This window comes from Micromonospora sp. NPDC005203 (genome assembly GCF_042872705.1).
Classification (GTDB): Bacteria; Actinomycetota; Actinomycetes; order Mycobacteriales; family Micromonosporaceae; genus Micromonospora.
This window is the reverse complement of sequence record NZ_JBIAKV010000018.1, coordinates 23,232-42,313: the sequence shown is the minus strand read 5'-3', so window position 1 is coordinate 42,313 and position 19,082 is coordinate 23,232. Positions and strand designations below refer to the sequence as shown.

The 19,082-nt window shown below is 72.0% G+C and carries 20 protein-coding genes; 13 read left to right on the top strand and 7 right to left on the bottom strand.

Features of this window, described 5'->3' with window-relative positions:
• Positions 1-73: 73 nt before the first annotated feature.
• Both ACFYPM_RS29040 and ACFYPM_RS29035 read right to left on the bottom strand, forming a co-directional pair.
• Positions 74-976: a phytanoyl-CoA dioxygenase family protein gene (locus ACFYPM_RS29040; protein ID WP_387203517.1), complete on the bottom strand. Its 903-nt coding sequence runs from the start codon at positions 974-976 to the stop codon at positions 74-76.
• A 223-nt stretch (positions 977-1,199) separates the two neighbouring features.
• The gene (locus ACFYPM_RS29035; RefSeq protein WP_357378462.1) at positions 1,200-2,060 is read right to left on the bottom strand and encodes a hypothetical protein; all 861 of its coding nucleotides are present in this window, start codon (positions 2,058-2,060) and stop codon (positions 1,200-1,202) included.
• Positions 2,061-2,462: 402 nt separating this feature from the next.
• Here ACFYPM_RS29035 and ACFYPM_RS29030 point away from each other — a divergent pair, with 402 nt between their 5' ends.
• Entirely contained in the window at positions 2,463-3,227 is a 765-nt protein-coding gene (locus ACFYPM_RS29030; protein ID WP_387203514.1) for an SDR family NAD(P)-dependent oxidoreductase, read from the top strand.
• 176 nt (positions 3,228-3,403) lie between these two features.
• Here ACFYPM_RS29030 and ACFYPM_RS29025 read toward each other — a convergent pair whose 3' ends face one another.
• Positions 3,404-4,213 (bottom strand): enoyl-CoA hydratase-related protein, encoded by an 810-nt coding sequence (locus tag ACFYPM_RS29025; RefSeq protein ID WP_387203511.1) that lies wholly within the window; start codon positions 4,211-4,213, stop codon positions 3,404-3,406.
• 19 nt (positions 4,214-4,232) lie between these two features.
• Here ACFYPM_RS29025 and hemW point away from each other — a divergent pair, with 19 nt between their 5' ends.
• Positions 4,233-5,456 (top strand): radical SAM family heme chaperone HemW, encoded by a 1,224-nt coding sequence (hemW, locus tag ACFYPM_RS29020; RefSeq protein ID WP_387203508.1) that lies wholly within the window; start codon positions 4,233-4,235, stop codon positions 5,454-5,456.
• 66 nt (positions 5,457-5,522) lie between these two features.
• Here the strand turns inward: hemW and ACFYPM_RS29015 are convergent, their stop codons facing one another.
• Complete coding sequence (locus ACFYPM_RS29015; protein WP_387203505.1) at positions 5,523-6,155, bottom strand: DUF4870 domain-containing protein; 633 nt, start codon at positions 6,153-6,155, stop codon at positions 5,523-5,525.
• 166 nt (positions 6,156-6,321) lie between these two features.
• Between ACFYPM_RS29015 and hrcA the strand changes: the two genes are divergently transcribed.
• From hrcA to ACFYPM_RS29000, 3 genes are all read left to right on the top strand, one after another.
• A complete protein-coding gene (gene hrcA / locus ACFYPM_RS29010) occupies positions 6,322-7,344 on the top strand; it encodes a heat-inducible transcriptional repressor HrcA (protein WP_387203502.1) in 1,023 nt (340 codons plus the stop codon).
• Positions 7,345-7,419: 75 nt separating this feature from the next.
• Positions 7,420-8,565 (top strand): molecular chaperone DnaJ, encoded by a 1,146-nt coding sequence (gene dnaJ, locus ACFYPM_RS29005; RefSeq protein ID WP_172862226.1) that lies wholly within the window; start codon positions 7,420-7,422, stop codon positions 8,563-8,565.
• A 1-nt stretch (position 8,566) separates the two neighbouring features.
• A complete protein-coding gene (locus ACFYPM_RS29000; RefSeq protein WP_387203499.1) occupies positions 8,567-9,301 on the top strand; it encodes a 16S rRNA (uracil(1498)-N(3))-methyltransferase in 735 nt (244 codons plus the stop codon).
• Positions 9,302-9,317: 16 nt separating this feature from the next.
• Here the strand turns inward: ACFYPM_RS29000 and ppk2 are convergent, their stop codons facing one another.
• Together ppk2 and ACFYPM_RS28990 are read right to left on the bottom strand one after the other, a co-directional pair.
• Positions 9,318-10,229: a polyphosphate kinase 2 gene (ppk2, locus tag ACFYPM_RS28995; protein WP_387203497.1), complete on the bottom strand. Its 912-nt coding sequence runs from the start codon at positions 10,227-10,229 to the stop codon at positions 9,318-9,320.
• Between the two features lie 72 nt (positions 10,230-10,301).
• Positions 10,302-11,063 carry an SDR family NAD(P)-dependent oxidoreductase gene (locus ACFYPM_RS28990; RefSeq protein ID WP_387203493.1) on the bottom strand — a complete coding sequence of 254 codons (762 nt, stop codon included), beginning with the start codon at positions 11,061-11,063 and terminating at the stop codon, positions 10,302-10,304.
• Between the two features lie 46 nt (positions 11,064-11,109).
• On the opposite strand from ACFYPM_RS28990, the gene ACFYPM_RS28985 reads away from it, so the two are divergent.
• The 7 genes from ACFYPM_RS28985 to era all read left to right on the top strand — a co-directional run bounded on the left by ACFYPM_RS28985 (position 11,110) and on the right by era (position 17,267).
• Positions 11,110-11,469 (top strand): histidine triad nucleotide-binding protein, encoded by a 360-nt coding sequence (locus ACFYPM_RS28985; protein ID WP_238678505.1) that lies wholly within the window; start codon positions 11,110-11,112, stop codon positions 11,467-11,469.
• Between the two features lie 70 nt (positions 11,470-11,539).
• Positions 11,540-12,907 (top strand): serine hydrolase domain-containing protein, encoded by a 1,368-nt coding sequence (locus tag ACFYPM_RS28980; protein WP_387203666.1) that lies wholly within the window; start codon positions 11,540-11,542, stop codon positions 12,905-12,907.
• Positions 12,908-13,038: 131 nt separating this feature from the next.
• The gene (locus ACFYPM_RS28975) at positions 13,039-14,097 is read left to right on the top strand and encodes a PhoH family protein (RefSeq protein ID WP_357244492.1); all 1,059 of its coding nucleotides are present in this window, start codon (positions 13,039-13,041) and stop codon (positions 14,095-14,097) included.
• A gap of 15 nt (positions 14,098-14,112) precedes the next feature.
• Entirely contained in the window at positions 14,113-14,586 is a 474-nt protein-coding gene (ybeY, locus tag ACFYPM_RS28970; protein ID WP_272613012.1) for an rRNA maturation RNase YbeY, read from the top strand.
• The gene (locus ACFYPM_RS28965; protein ID WP_387203663.1) at positions 14,562-15,986 is read left to right on the top strand and encodes a hemolysin family protein; all 1,425 of its coding nucleotides are present in this window, start codon (positions 14,562-14,564) and stop codon (positions 15,984-15,986) included. The genes ybeY and ACFYPM_RS28965 overlap by 25 nt, the downstream gene beginning before the upstream one ends.
• Positions 15,979-16,365 (top strand): cytidine deaminase, encoded by a 387-nt coding sequence (locus tag ACFYPM_RS28960; RefSeq protein WP_387203488.1) that lies wholly within the window; start codon positions 15,979-15,981, stop codon positions 16,363-16,365. Before ACFYPM_RS28965 ends, ACFYPM_RS28960 begins: the two co-directional genes overlap by 8 nt.
• 5 nt (positions 16,366-16,370) lie before the next feature.
• The gene (gene era / locus ACFYPM_RS28955; RefSeq protein ID WP_387203661.1) at positions 16,371-17,267 is read left to right on the top strand and encodes a GTPase Era; all 897 of its coding nucleotides are present in this window, start codon (positions 16,371-16,373) and stop codon (positions 17,265-17,267) included.
• A 41-nt stretch (positions 17,268-17,308) separates the two neighbouring features.
• Here the strand turns inward: era and ACFYPM_RS28950 are convergent, their stop codons facing one another.
• Positions 17,309-18,112: a DUF4097 domain-containing protein gene (locus tag ACFYPM_RS28950; RefSeq protein ID WP_387203485.1), complete on the bottom strand. Its 804-nt coding sequence runs from the start codon at positions 18,110-18,112 to the stop codon at positions 17,309-17,311.
• 102 nt (positions 18,113-18,214) lie between these two features.
• On the opposite strand from ACFYPM_RS28950, the gene recO reads away from it, so the two are divergent.
• The gene (gene recO, locus ACFYPM_RS28945; RefSeq protein ID WP_387203482.1) at positions 18,215-19,081 is read left to right on the top strand and encodes a DNA repair protein RecO; all 867 of its coding nucleotides are present in this window, start codon (positions 18,215-18,217) and stop codon (positions 19,079-19,081) included.
• Position 19,082 lies beyond the last annotated feature (1 nt).

Sequence of the window (19,082 nt, the reverse complement as noted above, 5' to 3'; positions counted from 1 at the left end):
GGGTCCCCGCGGACACGGAACGGCCCTCTGCCGTGGCGCAGCGGTGGCAGAGGGCCGTTCTACGAGCAGCGGATCAGCGGAGCCAGGGGACGTTGCGGTCGAGCAGACCGCGCTCCTTGAGCTCCTTGCGCAGCGGGATCTCGTCGTCGACGTACCCGTCCCAGTTGATGCCCCAGTAGTTGGCGGTGTGGGTGCCCTCACCGATCAGCTGGCGCTGCACGGGGGTGCGGTTGCGGTACCACTCGCCGTTCACGTCGGGGTGCAGTTCGTCCAGCGGACGGATCCACCGGTAGGTGTAGCCGACGAAGAGCATCTTGCGGGTGATGGTCGACAGGTTCGTCGAGCGCGAGTGCCACTGCCGGCGGTCGAAGATGAAGGCGTCGCCCGGGTTGGCGGTGATCTCCACCGTGCCCTCCGGGTCGGGGTTCTGGACGGTGAGGTCCGCCGGCCGGGGCAGCGAGTTCTTCAGGTGGCTGCCCGGGATGACCTTGGTGGCGCCGCGGCCGGTCTCGGAGAGGTCCGACAGCACGTACGCGACCTTCAGCGAGAACATCGGCCGGGGCAGGTTCGGGTCCATCGTCTCCGGGTCGGAGTTCTGCCGGTACCCGTCCTGGTGCCAACCCCAGTACGGCTTCTCCGGCTCGGCGGCCGGCGGGGTGACGTCCAGGTGGTTGTGGTGGGTGTAGATGTTCCAGCCGGCCAGCCCCCACATGTACGGGAAGGCGACCGGGTGGGTGAGCAGCTCACCGAAGAGCTCGTCGCGCTCCAGGAATCCCAGCAGGTGCAGGGTGCCGTCCTTCTTGGTGGTGCCCTTGGCCTGCTCCTCCGCGTAGACGCGGTCGACAGCCGCCTCCAGCGCCGCCCGGTGGTCCTCCGTCAGGACGTTGCGCAGCAGGAGGAAGCCCTGCTCGTGGAACTCCTTGCGGTCAGTGTCGCTGATCGGTTCGTAACCGGTCCGGTCGCCGTAATCGAACACCGCGTCGTACCCCTCCCCATGAGGTGAAACCTTTTCTGGCACAGGCCGCCGATCGTAACGCGGTGGCCAAGGCCTCGGGGAGGGCGTGTTGCGTGCGGGGGACCCAGCCGGAACCCCCCGCAGCGGGAGGGCTGCACACAGTGAGATCTTCGTGATCGAGAGAGGCTTCTATTAGTTTTTGTCCGATTGTGCGGTGACTGCCGGTTAAGAGATCCGGGGCCGGTCAGCCCTCGTCGAACACCTCGGCCACCACCTGGCCGGCGGAGTTCTGCTGCCCGTCCACCCGACCCCAGGTGCCGCCCCGGGCGGTCCACTCCAGGTCGCCGAAGCGGACCCGCTTCACCCCGTGGTCCTGGGCGTGTGAGACCAGCCAGTGCGCGTACCGCCAGCCATCGCGCTGATCACCCGCAGTCACCGTCAGGCCGGTCGGGTCGTTCGGGTCCAGACCCTTCAACCCCCAGTCCAGCACGAGGTTGCGGGTGAGCTGGGTGGCCGCCGCAGCCCCGTGCATCACCGGGGTACGCCCCACCGTGCAGGCGACCGCGCCGGTGGCATCGCCCATCAGTGCCCGGCTGAGCACCTCGGAGTCGTCGGCCCACTTCTGGTAGGCCTCCGGGAAGGCCGAGCGCTGCACCCGCTGGGCGGCGTCGGTGACCCGCATCTTCTCCCAGCCGCGGACCTTCTTGAGCGCCGCGTAAAACCGGTTGGCCGCGTAGCGCGGGTCGCGGATCTGCGCCGGGGTGCCCCAGCCCTGGCTCGGTCGCTGCTGGAAGAGCCCGACCGAGTCGCGGTCGCCGTCGGCGAGGTTGCGCAGCCCGGACTCCTGGTACGCCGTGGCCAGCGCGACCACGACGGCCCGCTCGGGCATGCCGCGCTGGGCGCCGATCGCCGCGATGGTGGCCGCGTTGGCCATCTGGTCGGCGTCCAGGGCGACCCGGCCGTCGGCCTGCACGGTGCACTTGCGTGCCGACAGCGGCAGCTGTAGACCGCCCCCGACCTGCCGTACGACGAGCCAGATCGCGATCACGGCGACGAGGATGAGGACCACTCCACCCGCAACGGCTGCCCGAGTTCGCACCCACACCCCCAGATCGACAAGTCTGCCAAGCGTACGTCCCCGTCGCGCCGAACGGACCGTCCGAGCGGGTTCGAGGCCGGCTCGGCGGCTCCGTCCCGGTTCGGGGTCGGCTCCGCCGCCGCGAACCGATCGAGCACATTCCCGCTGCGGGCGCGGTCTCACCTGCCCGGATGGCTCTCCCGCCCACCCTGACTCAACGACAATCGAAGCGTGTGGTGCCGGTTGTCGCTGGCCAGGTGGCGGGGCGCCCGGCGTCTCGGCCGCCGGCCTGTCGCGCGCGTCACCGCCCCGACCGAGCAGGGAAGTGGTTGACCGGTCAAGGAGTTACTACGGTTGACATGTCAATCGCTGGCCCGTCCGGTGGTACGTGATGCGACCGAGCCGGGTCACGGAGCAAGGAGGAGTTCCATGGGAACGCTCGACGGCAAGGTTGTGCTCGTCACCGGCACCGGCGGCGGTCTGGGACGCGTCGCCGCACAGATCTTCGCGCGGGAGGGCGCGAAGGTCGTCGGAGCCGACATTCAGGTCGCCGGCAACGACGAGACGGTCGAACTCGTCCGTGCCGCCGGCGGTGAGATGACCGGCATCGCGCCGGTCGACCTCAGCGATCCGGAACAGGTGCGAGAGTTCGTCGAGGAGGCCGCCGCTGCCTACGGCGGGCTCGACGTGGTCTACAACAACGCGGCCGCGCTCCGCTTCGGCCCAATGCCGGACTTCTCCGTCGAGGACTGGCGGTACACCATCATCGGCGAACTGGACATTCCGTACTTCGTGTCGAAGTTCGCCTGGCCGCACCTGGTCCAGCGGGGCGGTGGCGTCATCATCAACGCCGCCTCCATGGCCGGCCTGATCGCCGGTCACGTCCCTCCGATGGTGGGTCACACCGCCGCCAACGCCGGCGTCATCGGCCTGACCCGACAGCTCGCGCTCGAAGGCGCGCCGCACGGGATCCGCGCGGTGGCGGTCAGCCCGGGGCCGATCATCAGCCCGGCGAGTGAGCGCGACCTGGGTGACAACCAGGCGGCGCGAGACGCGATCACCGGCAAGACGCTGCTCAAGCGGTTCGCTCAACCCGAGGAGGTCGCCGAGCTTGTGGTGTTCCTGGCCTCCGACCGGGCGTCGTACATCACCGGGGCGAACTACCCGGTCGACGGCGGCGCGACCGCCTGGTGACCCGACCGGGACGCCGGGACGCCGCATCCCATAGGGGGGCGTCCCGGTCGTCCAGGCCCTTTGCTCTGCTCCAACGGACGCAACATTCAGACGCCGTCAGCGGTGCGCCGGTTGAAGCAGAGCAAAGGGCGCGCGGACAACCATGCCTACCCGGCGTGCTCCCGGCGCCCCCGGTTCTACCCGGCATGATCACCGGAACCGCCGTCCAGAGCGGTCACCCATCGAGTCAAACGTTTGTCGCGGAAGGCCGTGACCCCCTCGCGTCCCTCGTCGGACAGGAAGTACTCGGTCGACAGGGCGGACAGCCGGGCCAGCTCGCCACGCAGCTCGGCGGTGCTCGGCCGGCGCAGTAGCTCCTTCGCGCCGGCCACCGCGCCGGGCGCGCCGCGCACCAGCGAGTCGCAGTACCGCCGCACCGCGTCGTCCAGCTTGTCTGCCGGCACGCTGGCCGTGACCAGGCCGATCTCGGCGGCCCGCCGGCCGTCGAAGGTGTCTCCGGTCAGATACAGCTCGGCGGCGGCCCGGGCGTGCAGCCGAGGCAGTACGGTCGCCGAGATCACCGCCGGGATCACCCCGATCCGCACCTCGGTGAACGCGAACGTCGCCTCGTCGGCGCAGACCGCCAGATCGGCGGCGGCGATCAGGCCCAGCCCACCGGCCCGGGCCGGCCCGCCCACCCGGGCCAGCACCGGCTTCGGGCACTCCCAGAGCGCCGCCAGCACGTCACCCAGCATCCCGGCGGGCACCGTGCCGCTGGCGTACGCGGCAGCGGTCTCCTTCAGATCCGCGCCCGAGCAGAACACCGGGCCGGTGTGGTCCAGCACGATCACCCGGACCGTCTCGTCGGCGACCGCGTCGCCCAGCCCGGCCAGCAACTGGGCCATCAGGGCGGTGGAGAGCGCGTTGCGGTTGCGTGGGCTGTCCAGGGTGAGGGTGGTCACCCCACGGGCCGTGGCGACCCGCACGAGGACGTCGGGAGAGGTCATGCCGGGCACACTAGTTGCCATGCCCGGCGTTCTTCCAGATGGTGAGACCGTCCCCGTCGACGGATCGCTGCCCGCCACCGCCACCACGGCGATCGGCGCGCGCGGCTTCGGCGTCTATGTGCACGTGCCGTTCTGCGCCAGCCGCTGCGGCTACTGCGACTTCAACACCTACACCGCGTCCGAGCTGGGTGGCGGTGCCAGCCGCGAGGGGTACGCCGACACCGTCCTGGCCGAGTTGGCGCTCGCCGCCCGGGTGCTCGGCGACAATCCGCCGCCCCGGGTCGACACCGTCTTCGTGGGCGGCGGCACGCCCACCCTGCTCCCCGCCGACGACCTGGCCCGCATCCTCGACGGCATCGACCGCACCTGGGGGCTGGCCGCCGACGCCGAGGTGAGCACCGAGGCCAACCCGGAGTCGGTGACCCCGGAGTCGTTGAAGCTGCTGCGATCCGCCGGCTACACCCGGGTCTCGCTGGGCATGCAGTCCGCCTCCCCGGGGGTGCTGGCGATCCTGGACCGCAGACACAGCGCCGGCCGCGCCACCGCCGCCGCCCTGGAGGCCCGCGACGCCGGGTTCGAGCACGTCAACCTGGATCTGATCTACGGGACCCCGGGGGAACGGCCCGAGGACTTCGCCGCCTCACTGGAGCAGGTCGTGGCCGCCGGGGTGGACCACGTCAGCGCGTACGCCCTGATTGTCGAGGACGGCACCCGGCTCGCGGCCCGGATGCGGCGCGGCGAGCTGGCGTACCCCAGTGACGACGTGGCCGCCGACCGCTACCTGGCCGCGGAGGCCGCGCTCGACGCGGCCGGGCTCTCCTGGTACGAGGTCTCCAACTGGGCGCGCACCGACGACGCCCGGTGTCGGCACAACCTGCTCTACTGGACCGGCGCGGACTGGTGGGGGCTGGGGCCGGGGGCGCACAGCCACGTCGGCGGGGTGCGCTGGTGGAACGTCAAACACCCCACGGCGTACGCCCAGCGGCTGGCCGCAGGCGCGTCTCCCGGCCTGGCCCGGGAGGTGCTCACGGCCGACGAGACGCACATGGAGGACGTGATGCTCCGGCTGCGGCTCGCCAGCGGCCTGCCGTTGGCGGTGCTCGACGCCACCGGGCGGGCCGGCGCCGAGCGGGCGCTGGCCGGCGGCCTGCTGGCCGCCGACGAGTACGCGGCCGGCCGGGCGGTGCTCACCCTGCGCGGGCGGCTGCTCGCCGACGCGGTCGTGCGCGACCTGCTGCCCTGAGCCAGCCCCGCCGCCCCGGAGCGGGGCAGCGGGGCACCGACCGGCCGGGGGAGCGGCCGGAGCGGGTCACTTGATGAAGCTGGCCGAGAGTGGGTAGCGGTAGAGCTGGCCCTCGTTGGCCTTGATGCCGGCGATGATGCCGAACACGGCGCCGAGAATGATGGCCGCCCCGACCCCGATGAAGCCGATCAGGATGCAGGACAGCACCCAGCCGATCAGGCCGACGACCGACCAGATGAGCTGGAAGTTGAGCGCCGCCGCGGCGTGCGCCCGCACCGTCGGGGACTGGTTGCCGCGGGCCAGCAGCGCCACCAGCGGGCCGATCCAGCCCAGCACCCCGCCGCTGAGGATCATCCCGGCGGCACCGCCGAAGTGCGCGACGAGCGCCCAGGTCTTGTCCTCGTTACTGGCAAAGCCGTTACCGGGGCCGCCGGTCGGATATCCGCCAGCGGGGTAGCCACCAGGCGGCGGGTAGCCACCGGCCGGCGGGTAGCCACCGGACGGGGGGTAGCCGCCCGACGGCGGTTGGTCACCGGTGGGCGGCGGATAGCCACCGGCCGGGGGATAGCCGCCCGGGCCAGGCGCCCCGGACAGTGGTGCGGTGGGTGGCTCGGCCGACGGGTACGAGCTGGGAGAGGTCGGCTCCGGCGGGTAGTTGCCGGGGTCACCCGCGCCGGGAGGGCGAGGAGGTTCAGTCATGGGTGTCACGGTAGGGGTCCGTGGCAACGCCGCACCAGTGGGCGGCCGTTGATCATCGCGCTGGCGGGTACGCCGACGTAGACTGGCACTCGTTACAGTCGAGTGCCAGGGCGGCCCGACCGGGGCCACGGCGCCGGCGGCCGACGTGCGACAGGAGGTGCGGAGGATGGGTCTCGACGACCGGAAACTCGCTGTGCTCCGCGCGATCGTCGAGGACTACGTCTCCACCCAGGAGCCCGTCGGCAGCAAGGCGCTGGTCGAGCGGCACCAGCTCGGGGTCTCCCCGGCCACGGTCCGCAACGACATGGCCGTGCTGGAGGAGGAGGGCTACATCCGGCAGCCGCACACAAGTGCCGGCCGGGTGCCCACCGACCGCGGCTATCGGCTCTTCGTCGACCGGTTGTCCCGGGTCAAGCCGCTCAGCCCGGCCGAACGTCGGGCGATCGAGCGCTTCCTGGTCGGCGCGGTCGACCTCGACGACGTGGTGCACCGCACAGTCCGGCTGCTCGCCCAGCTGACCCGGCAGGTGGCCGTCGTGCAGTATCCGAGCCTGGCCCGCTCCTCGGTTCGGCACCTGGAGCTGGTGCCGATCTCCACCACCCGGCTGACGCTCGTCATGATCGCCGACACCGGGCGCGTGGAGCAGCGGCTGGTGGAGCTGCCCGGGCCGGTGCCCGCCGACAACGTCACCGACCTGCGCCGGCTGGTAAACGAAAAGCTCACCGGCGCGCGGCTGTCCGACACGCCACCGCTGGTGCAGGCGCTCGTCGAGGAGGTGCCGTCCGAGCTGCGTCCGGCGATGACCACGCTCGCCACGGTGCTCCTGGAGACGCTTGTCGAGCGGCACGAGGAACGCATCGCGCTGGCCGGCACCGCCAACCTCACCCGGGGTGGCCTGCTCGACTTCCAGGGTTCGCTGCGGCCGATCCTGGAGGCGCTGGAGGAGGAGGTCGTGCTCCTCAAACTCATCGGTGAGACCGAGCCGAGCACGACCCGGGTGCTGATCGGTGACGAGAACGAGTTCGACAACCTGCGGGCCGCCTCGGTGGTCAGCACCGGGTACGGCCCGGGCGCCACGATCGTCGGCGGCCTCGGGGTGCTGGGTCCCACCCGGATGGACTACCCCGGCAACATCGCCACGGTGCGCGCCGTGGCACGCTACGTGGGCGAGTTGCTGGCCCAGAACTGATTGGTCAGGGCCGATGCGGCCGGCTGCGGCCGCCGACCGGCACAACGCGAGACGAACATGAGGACACGGAACGCAGTGGCCAGGGACTACTACGGCATTCTCGGTGTGAGCCGGGAAGCCTCCGATGACGAGATCAAGCGCGCCTACCGCAAGTTGGCGCGCCAGTTCCACCCGGACGTCAATCCGGACCCGGAGGCTCAGGAGAAGTTCAAGGACATCAACGCCGCGTACGAGGTCCTCTCGGACGACCGGAAGCGGCAGATCGTCGACCTGGGTGGCGACCCACTCGCCCCGGGCGGCGGTGGCGCCGGCGGCCCGGGTGGCCCCGGTGGTGCCGGTCCGTTCGTCGGTTTCCAGGACATCATGGACGCGTTCTTCGGTGGCGCGGCCGGTGGGGCGCGCGGTCCCCGTCCCCGGACCCGCCCGGGTGCCGACGCGATCCTGCGCCTCGAACTGGACCTGCACGAGACGGCGTTCGGCGTCGAGGCCCCGATCACCGTCGACACCGCTGTGCTCTGCACCACCTGCTCCGGCGCCGGCACGGCCGCCGGCACCCACCTGGCGACCTGTGAGGCGTGCGCCGGCCGGGGTGAGGTGCAGTCGGTGCAGCGCACCTTCCTCGGCCAGGTGGTCTCCGCCCGGCCGTGCACGGTGTGCCAGGGCTACGGCACCACCATCCCGCACCCCTGCCCCACCTGCGCCGGCGACGGCCGGGTGCGCACCCGCCGTTCGCTGACCGTCAAGATTCCGGCCGGTGTCGAGGACGGCATGCGGATCCGGCTGGCCCAGCAGGGCGAGGTCGGCCCGGGCGGCGGCACCGCCGGTGACCTCTACGTGGAGATCCACGAGCGTCCGCACGACGTCTACTCCCGCAAGGGCGACGACCTGCACTGCCGGGTCACCGTGCCGATGACCGCTGCGGCGCTCGGCACCCGCCTGACCATCAAGACCCTGGACAGCGAGGAGACGGTCGACGTCAAGGCCGGCACCCAACCGGCCAGCACGCTGCGACTGCGCGCCCGGGGCGTGCCACATCTGCGCGGCACCGGCCGAGGCGACCTCTACGTGCACCTCGACGTGCGGACCCCGACCAAGCTCGACCCCGACCAGGAAAAGATGCTGCGCGACTTCGCCAAGACCCGTGGTGAGGAGGTCGCCGAGTTATCCAAGCAGGGCGGCTTCTTCTCGCGCATGCGCGACGCGTTCAACGGGCACGCCTGAGGTGTCCGCGCCGCTGTTCCTGGTCGAGGCGCTGCCCACCGGTGACGCGGTGACCCTGGACGGCCCGGAGGGGCACCACGCCGCCACCGTGCAGCGGCTGCGGGTCGGCGAGGAACTGCTGCTCGCCGACGGTCGGGGCGGCACGGCCGCCGCCGTGGTCACCGCCGTCGGCCGGGGCAGCCTGGAGGTCGCCATCACCTCCCGGGGGTACGCGGACGCGCCGGTCCCCCGGATCGTCGTGGTGCAGGGCATCGCCAAGGGCGACCGGGGTGAGCTGGCGGTACAGGCGATGACCGAGGTCGGGGTGGACGAGATCGTGCCCTGGGCGGCGTCGCGCTCGGTGACCCAGTGGCGTGGCGACCGGGGCGTACGGGCGCGGGAGAAGTGGGTGGCCACCGCTCGGGAGGCCGCCAAGCAGGCCCGCCGGCCGTGGCTGCCCGTGGTGGCCGGCGCGCCGGACGAGTCCACCGCCACCGTCGCCCGCCGGATCGCCGGTGCTGCCGCCGGGTTCGTGCTGCACGAGGAGGCCGAGGAGCGGCTCGCCACCGCCGAGCTGCCGCCCGGCGGTGAGATCGTGCTGGTCGTCGGCCCCGAGGGCGGCATCGCCCCGGCCGAGCTGACCGCGTTCCGCGAGGCGGGCGGGCGAGTCGTGCGGCTCGGGCCGGCCGTCCTGCGGACCTCGACCGCCGGGGTGGCGGCGCTCAGCGTGCTCGCCACCCGCCTCGGCCGCTGGTGACCGTCGCCGCCGTCCGTCAGGGGCGGGGAAAGACCGGCACCACCTCTTCCTCCGGCCCCAGGTCCAGCCCCGCCGGGCCGATGATCTGCGGGTCCGGTGTGCCGACCACCTCGGGGTCCTTGCCGGCGTAGTCGAAGCGGTGCAGCACGTGGCGCATCGCCTCCAGCCGGGCGCGCTTCTTGTCGTTGCTCTTCACCACCGTCCACGGCGCGTCGGCCGTGTCGGTCCAGAAGAACATCGCCTCCTTGGCCTCGGTGTACTCGTCCCACCGGTCCAGTGAGGCGATGTCCATCGGGGACAGCTTCCACTGGCGCACCGGATCCACCTGGCGGATCGCGAACCGGGTGCGCTGCTCGTTCTGGGAGACGGAGAACCAGAACTTGACCAACCGGATGCCCGAGCGCACCAGCATCCGCTCCAACTCCGGGGCCTGCCGCAGGAACTCCAGGTACTCCTTGCGGGAGCAGAAGCCCATCACCCGCTCGACGCCGGCCCGGTTGTACCAGGAACGGTCGAACAGCACGATCTCACCGGCCGCCGGCAGGTGCGCCAGCCACCGCTGGAAGTACCACTGGGCGGCTTCCCGCTCGTCCGGCTTGGCGAGCGCCACCACCGACGCCCCACGCGGGTTGAGGTGCTCCATGAACCGTTTGATGGTGCCGCCCTTGCCGGCCGCGTCGCGACCCTCGAAGACGATCACCAGACGCTCGCCGGACTCCTTGATCCAGTTCTGGAGCTTGAGCAGCTCGATCTGGAGCAGTCGCTTGTCGCGGTCGTACTCGTCGCGGTCCATCCGCTCGTCGTACGGGTAGTCCTCCCGCCAGGTCTCGACGGGGGTGCCGTCGGGGCGCAGCAGCACCGGATCGTCATCGTGGCCATCGACCACCCGGTAGTCGGCGGAAAGGTCCAGCAGCGCGGAGTCACCCATGCCGGCAAGACTTACCCGTCATCGTGCCGCCCGCCACCTTCTGGGCCGGGTGATTTACCGCGGCCGCCCGGGTCAGCTGCGCAGGTAGGAGGCGCCGTTGAGGTCGACGATCGTGCCGGAGGCCCACTCGGCCTGCGGCGAGGCCAGCCAGTGCACGGCGGCGGCGATCTCCGCCGGCTCGGCCACCCGGTCGAACGGGCTCTGCGCCCGGATGGCGGCGCCGTGCTCGCCGCGCAGGTGCTCGGTGGTCATGTCGGTCGCCACGAAGCCCGGCGCGACCGTGGCGACCGTGATGCCGTACGGCGCGAGCGCCACCGCGAGGGACTGGCCCAGCGCGTTCAGCCCCGCCTTGCTCGCCCCGTACGCCGGCTGCTCCGGCTCGCCCCGGAACGCGCCCCGGGACGAGACGTTGACGATCCGACCGCCGCGCTCGCGCATGTGCTGGGCAGCGCTCCAGGTGACGTTGCCGGCACCGGTCAGGTTGGTCTCCACCACCCGCCGCCAGCGTTCCTGCCACTGTTCGTAGGAGGTGCCGAAGATCGGGTGCGGATCGTTCCGGTCGCCGTACGTCCCGGCGTTGTTGACGAGCACGTCCAGCCCGCCGAGCAGCTCGGCGGCCCGGTCGACCATGGCCCGTACCGCGTCCGGGTCGGTGAGGTCGGCGCGGACCACCACGTGTCCGGTGCCCGGCAGGTGCGCGCGCAGCTCCTCGGCCGCGTCGGCGGAGTCGCGGTGGTGGATCGCCACCCGGTCGCCGCCGGCCGCGAACGCCGTCGCCACCGCCCGGCCGATTCCGCGCGAGGCCCCGGTCACGAGTACCGCCCGATCCGTCATGGCGGCCATCCTGCCTGGCCGCCGCTTCGCTCTTTACACTGCCCCGATGGGATCCGACTGCCTGTTCTGCCGCATCGTCGCCGGGGAGATCCCGGCCACCGTGGTCCGGGAGACCGAGACCACCCTCGCCTTCCGGGACATCGACCCGAAGGCGCCGGTGCACGTCCTGGTCATTCCGAAGGAGCACTACGCCGACGTCGCCACGCTCGCCCAGGGCGACCCGGCGCTGGCCGCCGACGTGCTGGCGACGTCCGCCGCGGTGGCCGAGGACGAGGGCCTGCTCGGCGACGGGTTCCGGCTGATGTTCAACACCGGCGCGTACGGCGGGCAGGAGGTGTTCCACGTGCACGCGCACCTGCTCGGTGGTGCGCCGCTCGGCCCGATGCTCGCCCGGAACCTGGCGTGAGCGGGCGCGGTTTCCCGACGCCGCGCAGCGGAGCGGTGGCGTGAGCGCAGGACCGGCACCGGACAGCCGGATGGACGAGCGCCTTTCTCGGCTGGTCCGCAGGGTGCAGGCCGACGCTCGGGTGCCGGCGGTGTCGGCGGCGCTGCACCGGGCCGACCGACCGCTCTGGAGCTGCACAGTCGGCGCGACCGGCACCGACAGCCCGTTGGGGCCGGGCACCCAGTTCCGGATCGGCTCGGTCACCAAGACGTTCACCGCGGTGCTGGTCCTCCAGTGCCGCGACGACGGGCTGCTGGACCTGGACGATCCGGTGGGCCGGCACCTGGACCTCCCCGCACACGGCGAGCTGACCGTGCGCCGGTTGCTGTCGCACACCGCCGGCCTGCAACGCGAGCCGTTCGGCGACGTGTGGGACAGTCTGCGCGCGCCGGACGCCGACCAGTTGGTCGCGGAGTTGGACCGGGCCGAGCGGGTACTGCCGACCGGCCGTCGGTTCCACTACTCCAACCTGGGCCTGGCCGTCCTCGGCCAACTCGTCGCCCGGCTCCGGGGCGAAAGCTGGGCGCGGGCGCTCACCGAGCGGATCCTGACGCCGCTGGGGCTGGCCGACACCACGGCGACCCCACGGCCGACGGCGGCGACCGGGTTTCTGGTCGACGCCTATTCCGACGAGGCGCACCCGGAACCGCCCACCGACTTCGGCGCGGTCGGCCCGGCCGCCCAGCTCTGGAGCACCGCGACGGACATGGCCCGCTGGGCGGCGTTCCTGGCCGACCCGGCGGCGCTCGATCCGGCCGGCGCGGTCCTCACCCCGGCCACCCTGGACGAGATGCGGTGGCCGGTGACCACCACCGACGAGACGCTCTGGGGCGCGGGCTTCGGGCTCGGGCTGATCCTCGTCCCGCAGGGGGAGCGGGTGGTGCACGTGGGGCACGACGGCGCGATGCCCGGGTTCCTCGCCGGGGTGTACGGCCGCCGCGGTGGCGACGGCACGGCCGGCGCGATGGGCGCCGCGGTGCTCGGCTCGTCCGGCACGGCGGGCGATCTGTTCGACCTACCGCACCGGCTGCTCGCGGCGGCGGTCGAGCACGACCCGGCCGAGATCGAGCCCTGGCGACCCGGCGCACCCGCGCCGACGGCCCTGCGGGGTGCGCTCGGCCGCTGGTGGGGCGAGGGTTCCGAGTACGTCTTCTCCTGGCACGACGGCACCCTGCGGGCGCGCGGGGTCGGTGATCCGGCCGGACGACCGCCGGCGATCTTCACCCCGCTGCCGGACCGGCCGGACGTGTTCCGCACGGTCTCCGGTCGGGAGGCCGGCGAGCTGCTGCGGCTGACCCGGGACGGGGCCGGGGCGGTGGTCAGGATGCACTGGGCGACGTACCGGTTCACCCGTCACCAGGAGACCTTCGACAGGTACGACTTCCGGGCCGGGAGTTGATCGCGGCCAGCGGAAATGGGCGCGATGCGCCCCACGTTGAACAGATACGATGGGTGTAACGTCCGCACGCCGTGCCAGCAGGGCCGGCGCCGAGATCGAGAGCAGGTGCGCAGGGCCCTTCGGCCCACCTTATGACCGGCACCCCACCTCCCGGCCCGCCCCGGGTGCAGACCAGGATCACCGTGCCCGACTCGAAGATCATGGTCGATCTGCTCGGCGCAGGCGACGAGATCCTCCGACTCGTCGAACGCTCGGTCAACAGTGACGTGCACGTTCGCGGCAACGAGATCACCATCACCGGTGACCCCGCGGACAACGCCCTTGCCGAGCGGGTCTTCAGTGAGCTGCTCGAACTCATCGAGAAAGGCGAGACCCTGACCACTGACGCCGTCCGGCGTACCGTCGGCATGCTCGAGCAGGGCAGTGCCGAGCGGCCCGCCGAGGTTCTGACGCTCAACATCCTCTCCCGTCGCGGGCGCACCATCCGTCCCAAGACGCTCGGTCAGAAGCGGTACGTCGACGCGATCGACACCCACACCATCGTCTTCGGCATCGGCCCGGCCGGCACCGGCAAGACCTACCTGGCGATGGCGAAGGCCGTCCAGGCGTTGCAGGCCAAGCAGGTCAACCGGATCATCCTGACCCGGCCGGCGGTGGAGGCGGGTGAGCGACTGGGCTTCCTGCCCGGCACGCTCAACGACAAGATCGACCCGTACCTGCGCCCGCTCTACGACGCGCTGCACGAGATGCTCGACCCGGAGACGATCCCGAAGCTGATGGCCCAGGGGACGATCGAGGTGGCCCCGCTGGCCTACATGCGGGGCAGGACGCTCTCCGACGCGTTCATCATCCTGGACGAGGCCCAGAACACGACGCCCGAGCAGATGAAGATGTTCCTCACCCGGCTCGGCTTCAACTCCAAGATCGTCGTGACGGGTGACATCACCCAGGTGGACCTTCCCGGTGGGACCAGCAGCGGCCTGCGGGTCGTCCGGGAGATCCTGGAAAACGTCGACGACGTGCACTTCTCCCAGCTGTCCAGCTCCGACGTGGTCCGCCACCGGCTGGTGGGGGAGATCGTCGACGCGTACGCCCGCTGGGACGCCGAGCGGGAGAACCAGCAGGCGCAGGGCGTCCACGCCGTGCCCGGGCGACCCGCCCAGGGCGGCCGTGCCGGCCGCCGCCGCTAAAGCAGAGGAAAGCAGTTGTCCATCGAGATCGCCAACGAGTCCGGTGTCGAGGTTGACACCGACGCCGTGCTCGCCGTCGCCCGGCACGCCCTCGACGAGATGGGGGTCAACCCCCTCGCCGAGCTGTCCGTGCTGCTTGTCGACATCGACTACATGACCGAGCTGAACCACCGCTGGATGGGTGGCGACGGTCCGACCGACGTGCTCGCCTTCCCCATGGACGAGGGCAGCGTCGACCACGGCCCGGGGGAGTCCGCGCCGGCCGGTGGCGAGCCCGCCCTGCTCGGTGACATCGTGCTCTGCCCGGAGGTCGCGGCCAAGCAGGCGGCGACCGCCGGGCACGCCCCCGCCGACGAGCTGCATCTGCTCACCGTGCACGGGGTCCTGCACCTGCTCGGCTACGACCACGCCGAGCCGGAGGAGGAGCGGGAGATGTTCGCCCTCCAGGCCCGCCTGCTGGCGAGCTGGCGGTCGACCCGCACCCAGTGATGTCCACTCCTCCGTTACTGGCGGCCGGTGCTACCGCCGGCCTTCCCGACTTCCAGCTGATCGTCTTCGCGGCCGGCCTGGTGGTGCTCGCCGGCCTGATCGCGATGACCGAGGCGGCGCTCGCCGCGGTCTCGCCGGCGCGGGCCGCCGAGCTGGCCCGCGACGGCGTGCGCGGCGCCCGCACCCTCCAGGTGGTCGCCGGCGACGTCGTCCGGCACCTCAACCTGCTCCTGCTGTTGCGGCTGCTCGCCGAGCTGACCGCCACCACCCTGGTGGCGCTCGTCGCGGTGGACAGCTTCGGCGCCGGCTGGCGGGCCGCGTTGGTGACCGCCGGCGCGATGACAGTGGTCAGCTTCGTGGTCGTCGGCGTCGCGCCGCGCACCATCGGCCGGCAGCACGCGTACGCCGTGGGTCGTGCGGTGGCGCCGCTGGTCCGCTGGCTGGGCCGGGCGCTCAACCCGCTCGCCTCGTTGCTGATCCTGATCGGCAACGCGGTCACACCGGGACGCGGCTTCCGGGAGGGGCCGTTCGCCAGCCAGGTCGAGTTGCGTGAGCTTGTCGACCTGGCCGAGCAGCGCGGCGTGGTCGAGCACGGCGAACGTCAGATGATCCACTCGGTCTTCGCGCTCGGTGACACCATCGCCCGCGAGGTGATGGTGCCGCGTACCGAGATGGTGTGGATCGAGGAGGGTAAAACGCTCGCGCAGGCGTTGGTGCTCTTCCTGCGTTCGGGTTTCTCCCGGATCCCGGTGATCGGCGAGAGCGTCGACGACGTGCTCGGTGTGCTCTACCTCAAGGACCTGATCCGGCGCTCCCGCGGCGGGGACCCGGCGGCCGAGCAGTTGCCGGTGGCCGAGCTGATGCGCCCGGCGACCTTCGTGCCGGAGTCCAAGCCGGTCGACGACCTGCTGTCGGAGATGCAGGCGGCCCGCAACCACCTGGTCATCGTGGTCGACGAGTACGGCGGCACCGGCGGTCTGGTCACCATCGAGGACATCCTGGAGGAGATCGTCGGTGAGATCACCGACGAGTACGATGTCGAACGCCCACCCGTCGAACGTCTGACGGACTCCTCGGTGCGGGTGACCGCCCGCCTGCCGGTGGAGACCCTGGGTGAGATGTTCGACACCGAACTGCCCGCGGACGAGGTGGAGACGGTCGGTGGCCTGCTGGCCCAGTCGCTGGGGCGAGTGCCGATCCCCGGCGCGGAGGTCGAGGTCGCCGGGCTCCGGCTGGTCGCCGAGGGCACCACCGGTCGGCGCAACCGGATCGACACCGTCCTGGTCAACCGGGTGGAGTCGGGCCATGAGCAGGACACCTCGGGGCGCGGCGAGCACGCCGGCTCCGGGGACGACACGGACAACTACCGAGACGACGAGAGGCAATCCGCCGATGCCTGACACACCCGCCGCGCCCGCCGCCCGGCCCGCCCCCACCGCGCCGGCACCCCTGAGCGCCGAGGACGCCAAACTGGTCGTCCTGGCCCGGGGCGCCCGTGGCCGGGTCGCCGCCGTGGAGGGCGCCGCGGTCCGGGATCAGGACGGCCGGACGTACGCGGCGGCAAGTGTCGCGCTGCCCTCGCTGACTCTCACCGCGTTGCAGTTGGCGGTCGCGTCGGCCGTGGCGGCCGGGGCGAGCCGGTTGGAGGCCGCGGTGGTGGTGACCGAGGCGTCGACCCTGGACGGCGCCGGGCACTCGGCCGTGCGTGACCTCGCGGCGGACGCGCCGATCCACGTGGCCGCCCCCGACGGCACGGTCCTCGGCACGGTGACCGAGTGAGCCCCGTGCGGGACCCGGAGACCCGCCCGTACCGGGCCGGGTTCGGCTGCTTCGTCGGCCGGCCCAACGCGGGCAAGTCGACGCTCACCAACGCCATCGTCGGCACCAAGATCGCGATCACCTCCAACAAGCCGCAGACCACCAGGCACGTCATCCGGGCCGTGCTGCACCGTCCGGAATCGCAACTGGTCCTGGTCGACACCCCGGGGCTGCACCGCCCCCGTACGCTGCTCGGCGAGCGCCTCAACGACCTGGTCCGGTCCACCTGGACGGAGGTCGACGTGATCGGTCTGTGCATCCCGGCCGACGAGCCGGTCGGGCGCGGAGACCGGTTCATCACCGGTGAGCTGGCCGAGCTGAAGGCGACGGTGCTGGCGGTGGTCACCAAGACCGACCTGGTCGACAAGCGCCGCCTGGCCGAGCAGTTGCTCGCGGTCAGCAAGATGGGGGAGTTCGCCGAGATCGTGCCGGTGAGCGCGGTCTCCGGGCACCAGGTGGACACCCTGGTTGACGTGATGACCAAATACCTGCCGCCGTCGCCGCAGCTCTACCCGGACGACATGCTGACCGACGATCCCGAGCAGGTGCTCGTCGCGGAGCTGATTCGCGAGGCCGCCCTGGAGGGGGTCCGCGACGAGCTGCCGCACTCCATCGCCGTGGTGGTGGAGGAGATGATCCCCGAGGGTCAGGTCATGAAGATCTACGCCGACCTGTACGTGGAACGCCCCAGCCAGAAGGCGATCGTGCTCGGGCACAAGGCGAGCCGGCTCAAGGAGGTCGGCACCAACGCCCGCCGGCAGATCGAGGAGTTGCTGGGCGGCCGGGTCTATCTCGACCTGCACGTTCGGGTCGCGAAGGACTGGCAGCGCGACCCGAAGCAGTTGCGCAAGTTGGGTTTCTGAGCGTCCTCGGCGGTGGGTCGGCCCGGTGGCGACCGGTACCGTCAGCGCTGGCTGATGGTGACGTTGCCGCTGCCGGCCGAGCCGTCGAGCACCAGGGACGCGGCCGGATCGTCGGCGACGGTGACCCGGGCGTCACCGGAGCCGGTGTTGGACCGGACCCGGTAGCTTCCCGCCGGCACCAGCAGCGTGACATCGCCGCTGGCGGCATGTGCGCGGGCGGCGGCGGGCTTGTCCAGTTCGACGTTGACGTTGCCGGACCCGGCCTCCGCGTCGACCGCGCCGCCCAGTCGGCGCGCGGTGATGTCCCCGGAGCCGGCGCGCAGTCGGACCGCCCCGCTCGCCTCGCTGACGTCGATGTCACCGGAGCCCGTCTCGACCCCGACCGCGCCGGACGCGCCGACGATCCGTACGTCGCCGGAGCCCAGCCGCAGATCCACCGTGCCGATTCGGCTCAGCTCGACGTCGCCGGAGCCGGACTCGCCCTGGAGAGCCACGCCCTCCGGCAGGGCCACCTCGTAGGAGATGCTGCACCGGTCGCCGCAGTCGGTGTCCAGCACCAACTCGCTGCCCTTGATCTCGTACCGGGCGTTGGGCTCGCCACCCTGATAGCGCACCACCCGTTTGATCCGCGCCTCGCCCTCCGTGCCGTTGCCCCGGACGATCACGTCGCCCGCACCGGGCAGCACCCGGATAATGGTGATCTTCGCCGCCTCGGTGTCGTCGTAGTCGAGCCGGCGCATGGCGAGGTTGTCGCACCCGGCGACAAGGATGAGAGCGGTTGCCAGGCCCAGAGCGACGGGCGCGGTGGCGCGACGGACGGCGCTGGTGGTGGGGTGCATTGCCATGACCAGCACGCTACGGGCGGCGACGAGCCTGGCGCATCGGGGTTCGGCCGCGCATCCACCCCGAACCAACCCTGATTTCACACCCCGAGGGAGAATGGCCCGATGGCCGGGTACCGCCGACAGCTCTACCGCGACGACGCGGTGGTGCTGCGTGTGCAGAAGCTCGGCGAGTCCGATCGGATCATCACCCTGCTCACCCGTCGGCACGGCCGGCTGCGCGCGGTGGCCCGGGGGATCCGCCGCACCACCAGCAAGTTCGGTGCCCGGCTGGAGCCGTTCGGCCACGTCGACCTCCAGCTCGCCGGTGACCCGAAGGGCAACCTCGGCAGCTCGCTGCACACCGTCAGCCAGGTCGAGGGCATCGACCTGTACGGCAAGCGGTTCCTCGGGGACTATCCCCGTTACACGGCGGCCAGCGCGATCGCCGAGACCGCCGAGCGGCTGACCCCGGTCGAGCGGGAGCCGTCGCTGCGGCTCTTCCAGCTCACCGTGGGCGCGCTGAAGGCGCTGTCCCGGGGCGAACATGCCACCACCCTGGTGCTCGACGCGTACCTGCTGCGGGGGATGGCCCTCGCCGGCTGGGCGCCGGCGCTGATCGCCTGCGCGGTTTGCGGCACCCCCGGGCGGCACCGGGCCTTCTCCGTGCCGGCCGGGGGCGCGGTCTGCCCGGATTGTCGGCCACCCGGCGCGGCCCACCCCGCGCCGGCCACCATCGATCTGATGTCCGCGCTGACCACCGGTGACTGGGTGTTGGCCGACGCCACCGACTCCGGCGTACGCCGGGAGTGCAGTGGGCTGGTCGCGGCTCACCTGCAATGGCACCTGGAGCGCGCGCTACGCTCGCTGCCGCTGGTCGACCGGGGTCCCTCGGCGACCGGCACGGCCTCGCCGCCGGACGGCGCCGGGGTCGTGGTGCTCCGGCCACGTGGCGATGTCGAGGCCGGGGCGGACGGCACGAACAGGGAGTGAC

Bases quoted from the DNA above. Each gene is read 5' to 3' on its own strand.
- hrcA (WP_387203502.1), top strand. From the start codon at position 6,322: ATGGGTCTCGACGACCGGAAACTCGCTGTGCTCCGCGCGATCGTCGAG.
- ACFYPM_RS29025 (WP_387203511.1), bottom strand. From the start codon at position 4,213: ATGACCTCTCCCGACGTCCTCGTGCGGGTCGCCACGGCCCGTGGGGTG.
- ACFYPM_RS29030 (WP_387203514.1), top strand. From the start codon at position 2,463: ATGGGAACGCTCGACGGCAAGGTTGTGCTCGTCACCGGCACCGGCGGC.
- hemW (WP_387203508.1), top strand. From the start codon at position 4,233: ATGCCCGGCGTTCTTCCAGATGGTGAGACCGTCCCCGTCGACGGATCG.
- ppk2 (WP_387203497.1), bottom strand. From the start codon at position 10,229: ATGGGTGACTCCGCGCTGCTGGACCTTTCCGCCGACTACCGGGTGGTC.
- recO (WP_387203482.1), top strand. From the start codon at position 18,215: ATGGCCGGGTACCGCCGACAGCTCTACCGCGACGACGCGGTGGTGCTG.
- ACFYPM_RS28950 (WP_387203485.1), bottom strand. From the start codon at position 18,112: ATGGCAATGCACCCCACCACCAGCGCCGTCCGTCGCGCCACCGCGCCC.
- ACFYPM_RS28975 (WP_357244492.1), top strand. From the start codon at position 13,039: ATGACCGGCACCCCACCTCCCGGCCCGCCCCGGGTGCAGACCAGGATC.
- ACFYPM_RS28960 (WP_387203488.1), top strand. From the start codon at position 15,979: ATGCCTGACACACCCGCCGCGCCCGCCGCCCGGCCCGCCCCCACCGCG.
- ACFYPM_RS28980 (WP_387203666.1), top strand. From the start codon at position 11,540: ATGGACGAGCGCCTTTCTCGGCTGGTCCGCAGGGTGCAGGCCGACGCT.
- ACFYPM_RS28985 (WP_238678505.1), top strand. From the start codon at position 11,110: ATGGGATCCGACTGCCTGTTCTGCCGCATCGTCGCCGGGGAGATCCCG.
- ACFYPM_RS28990 (WP_387203493.1), bottom strand. From the start codon at position 11,063: ATGACGGATCGGGCGGTACTCGTGACCGGGGCCTCGCGCGGAATCGGC.
- ACFYPM_RS29015 (WP_387203505.1), bottom strand. From the start codon at position 6,155: ATGACTGAACCTCCTCGCCCTCCCGGCGCGGGTGACCCCGGCAACTAC.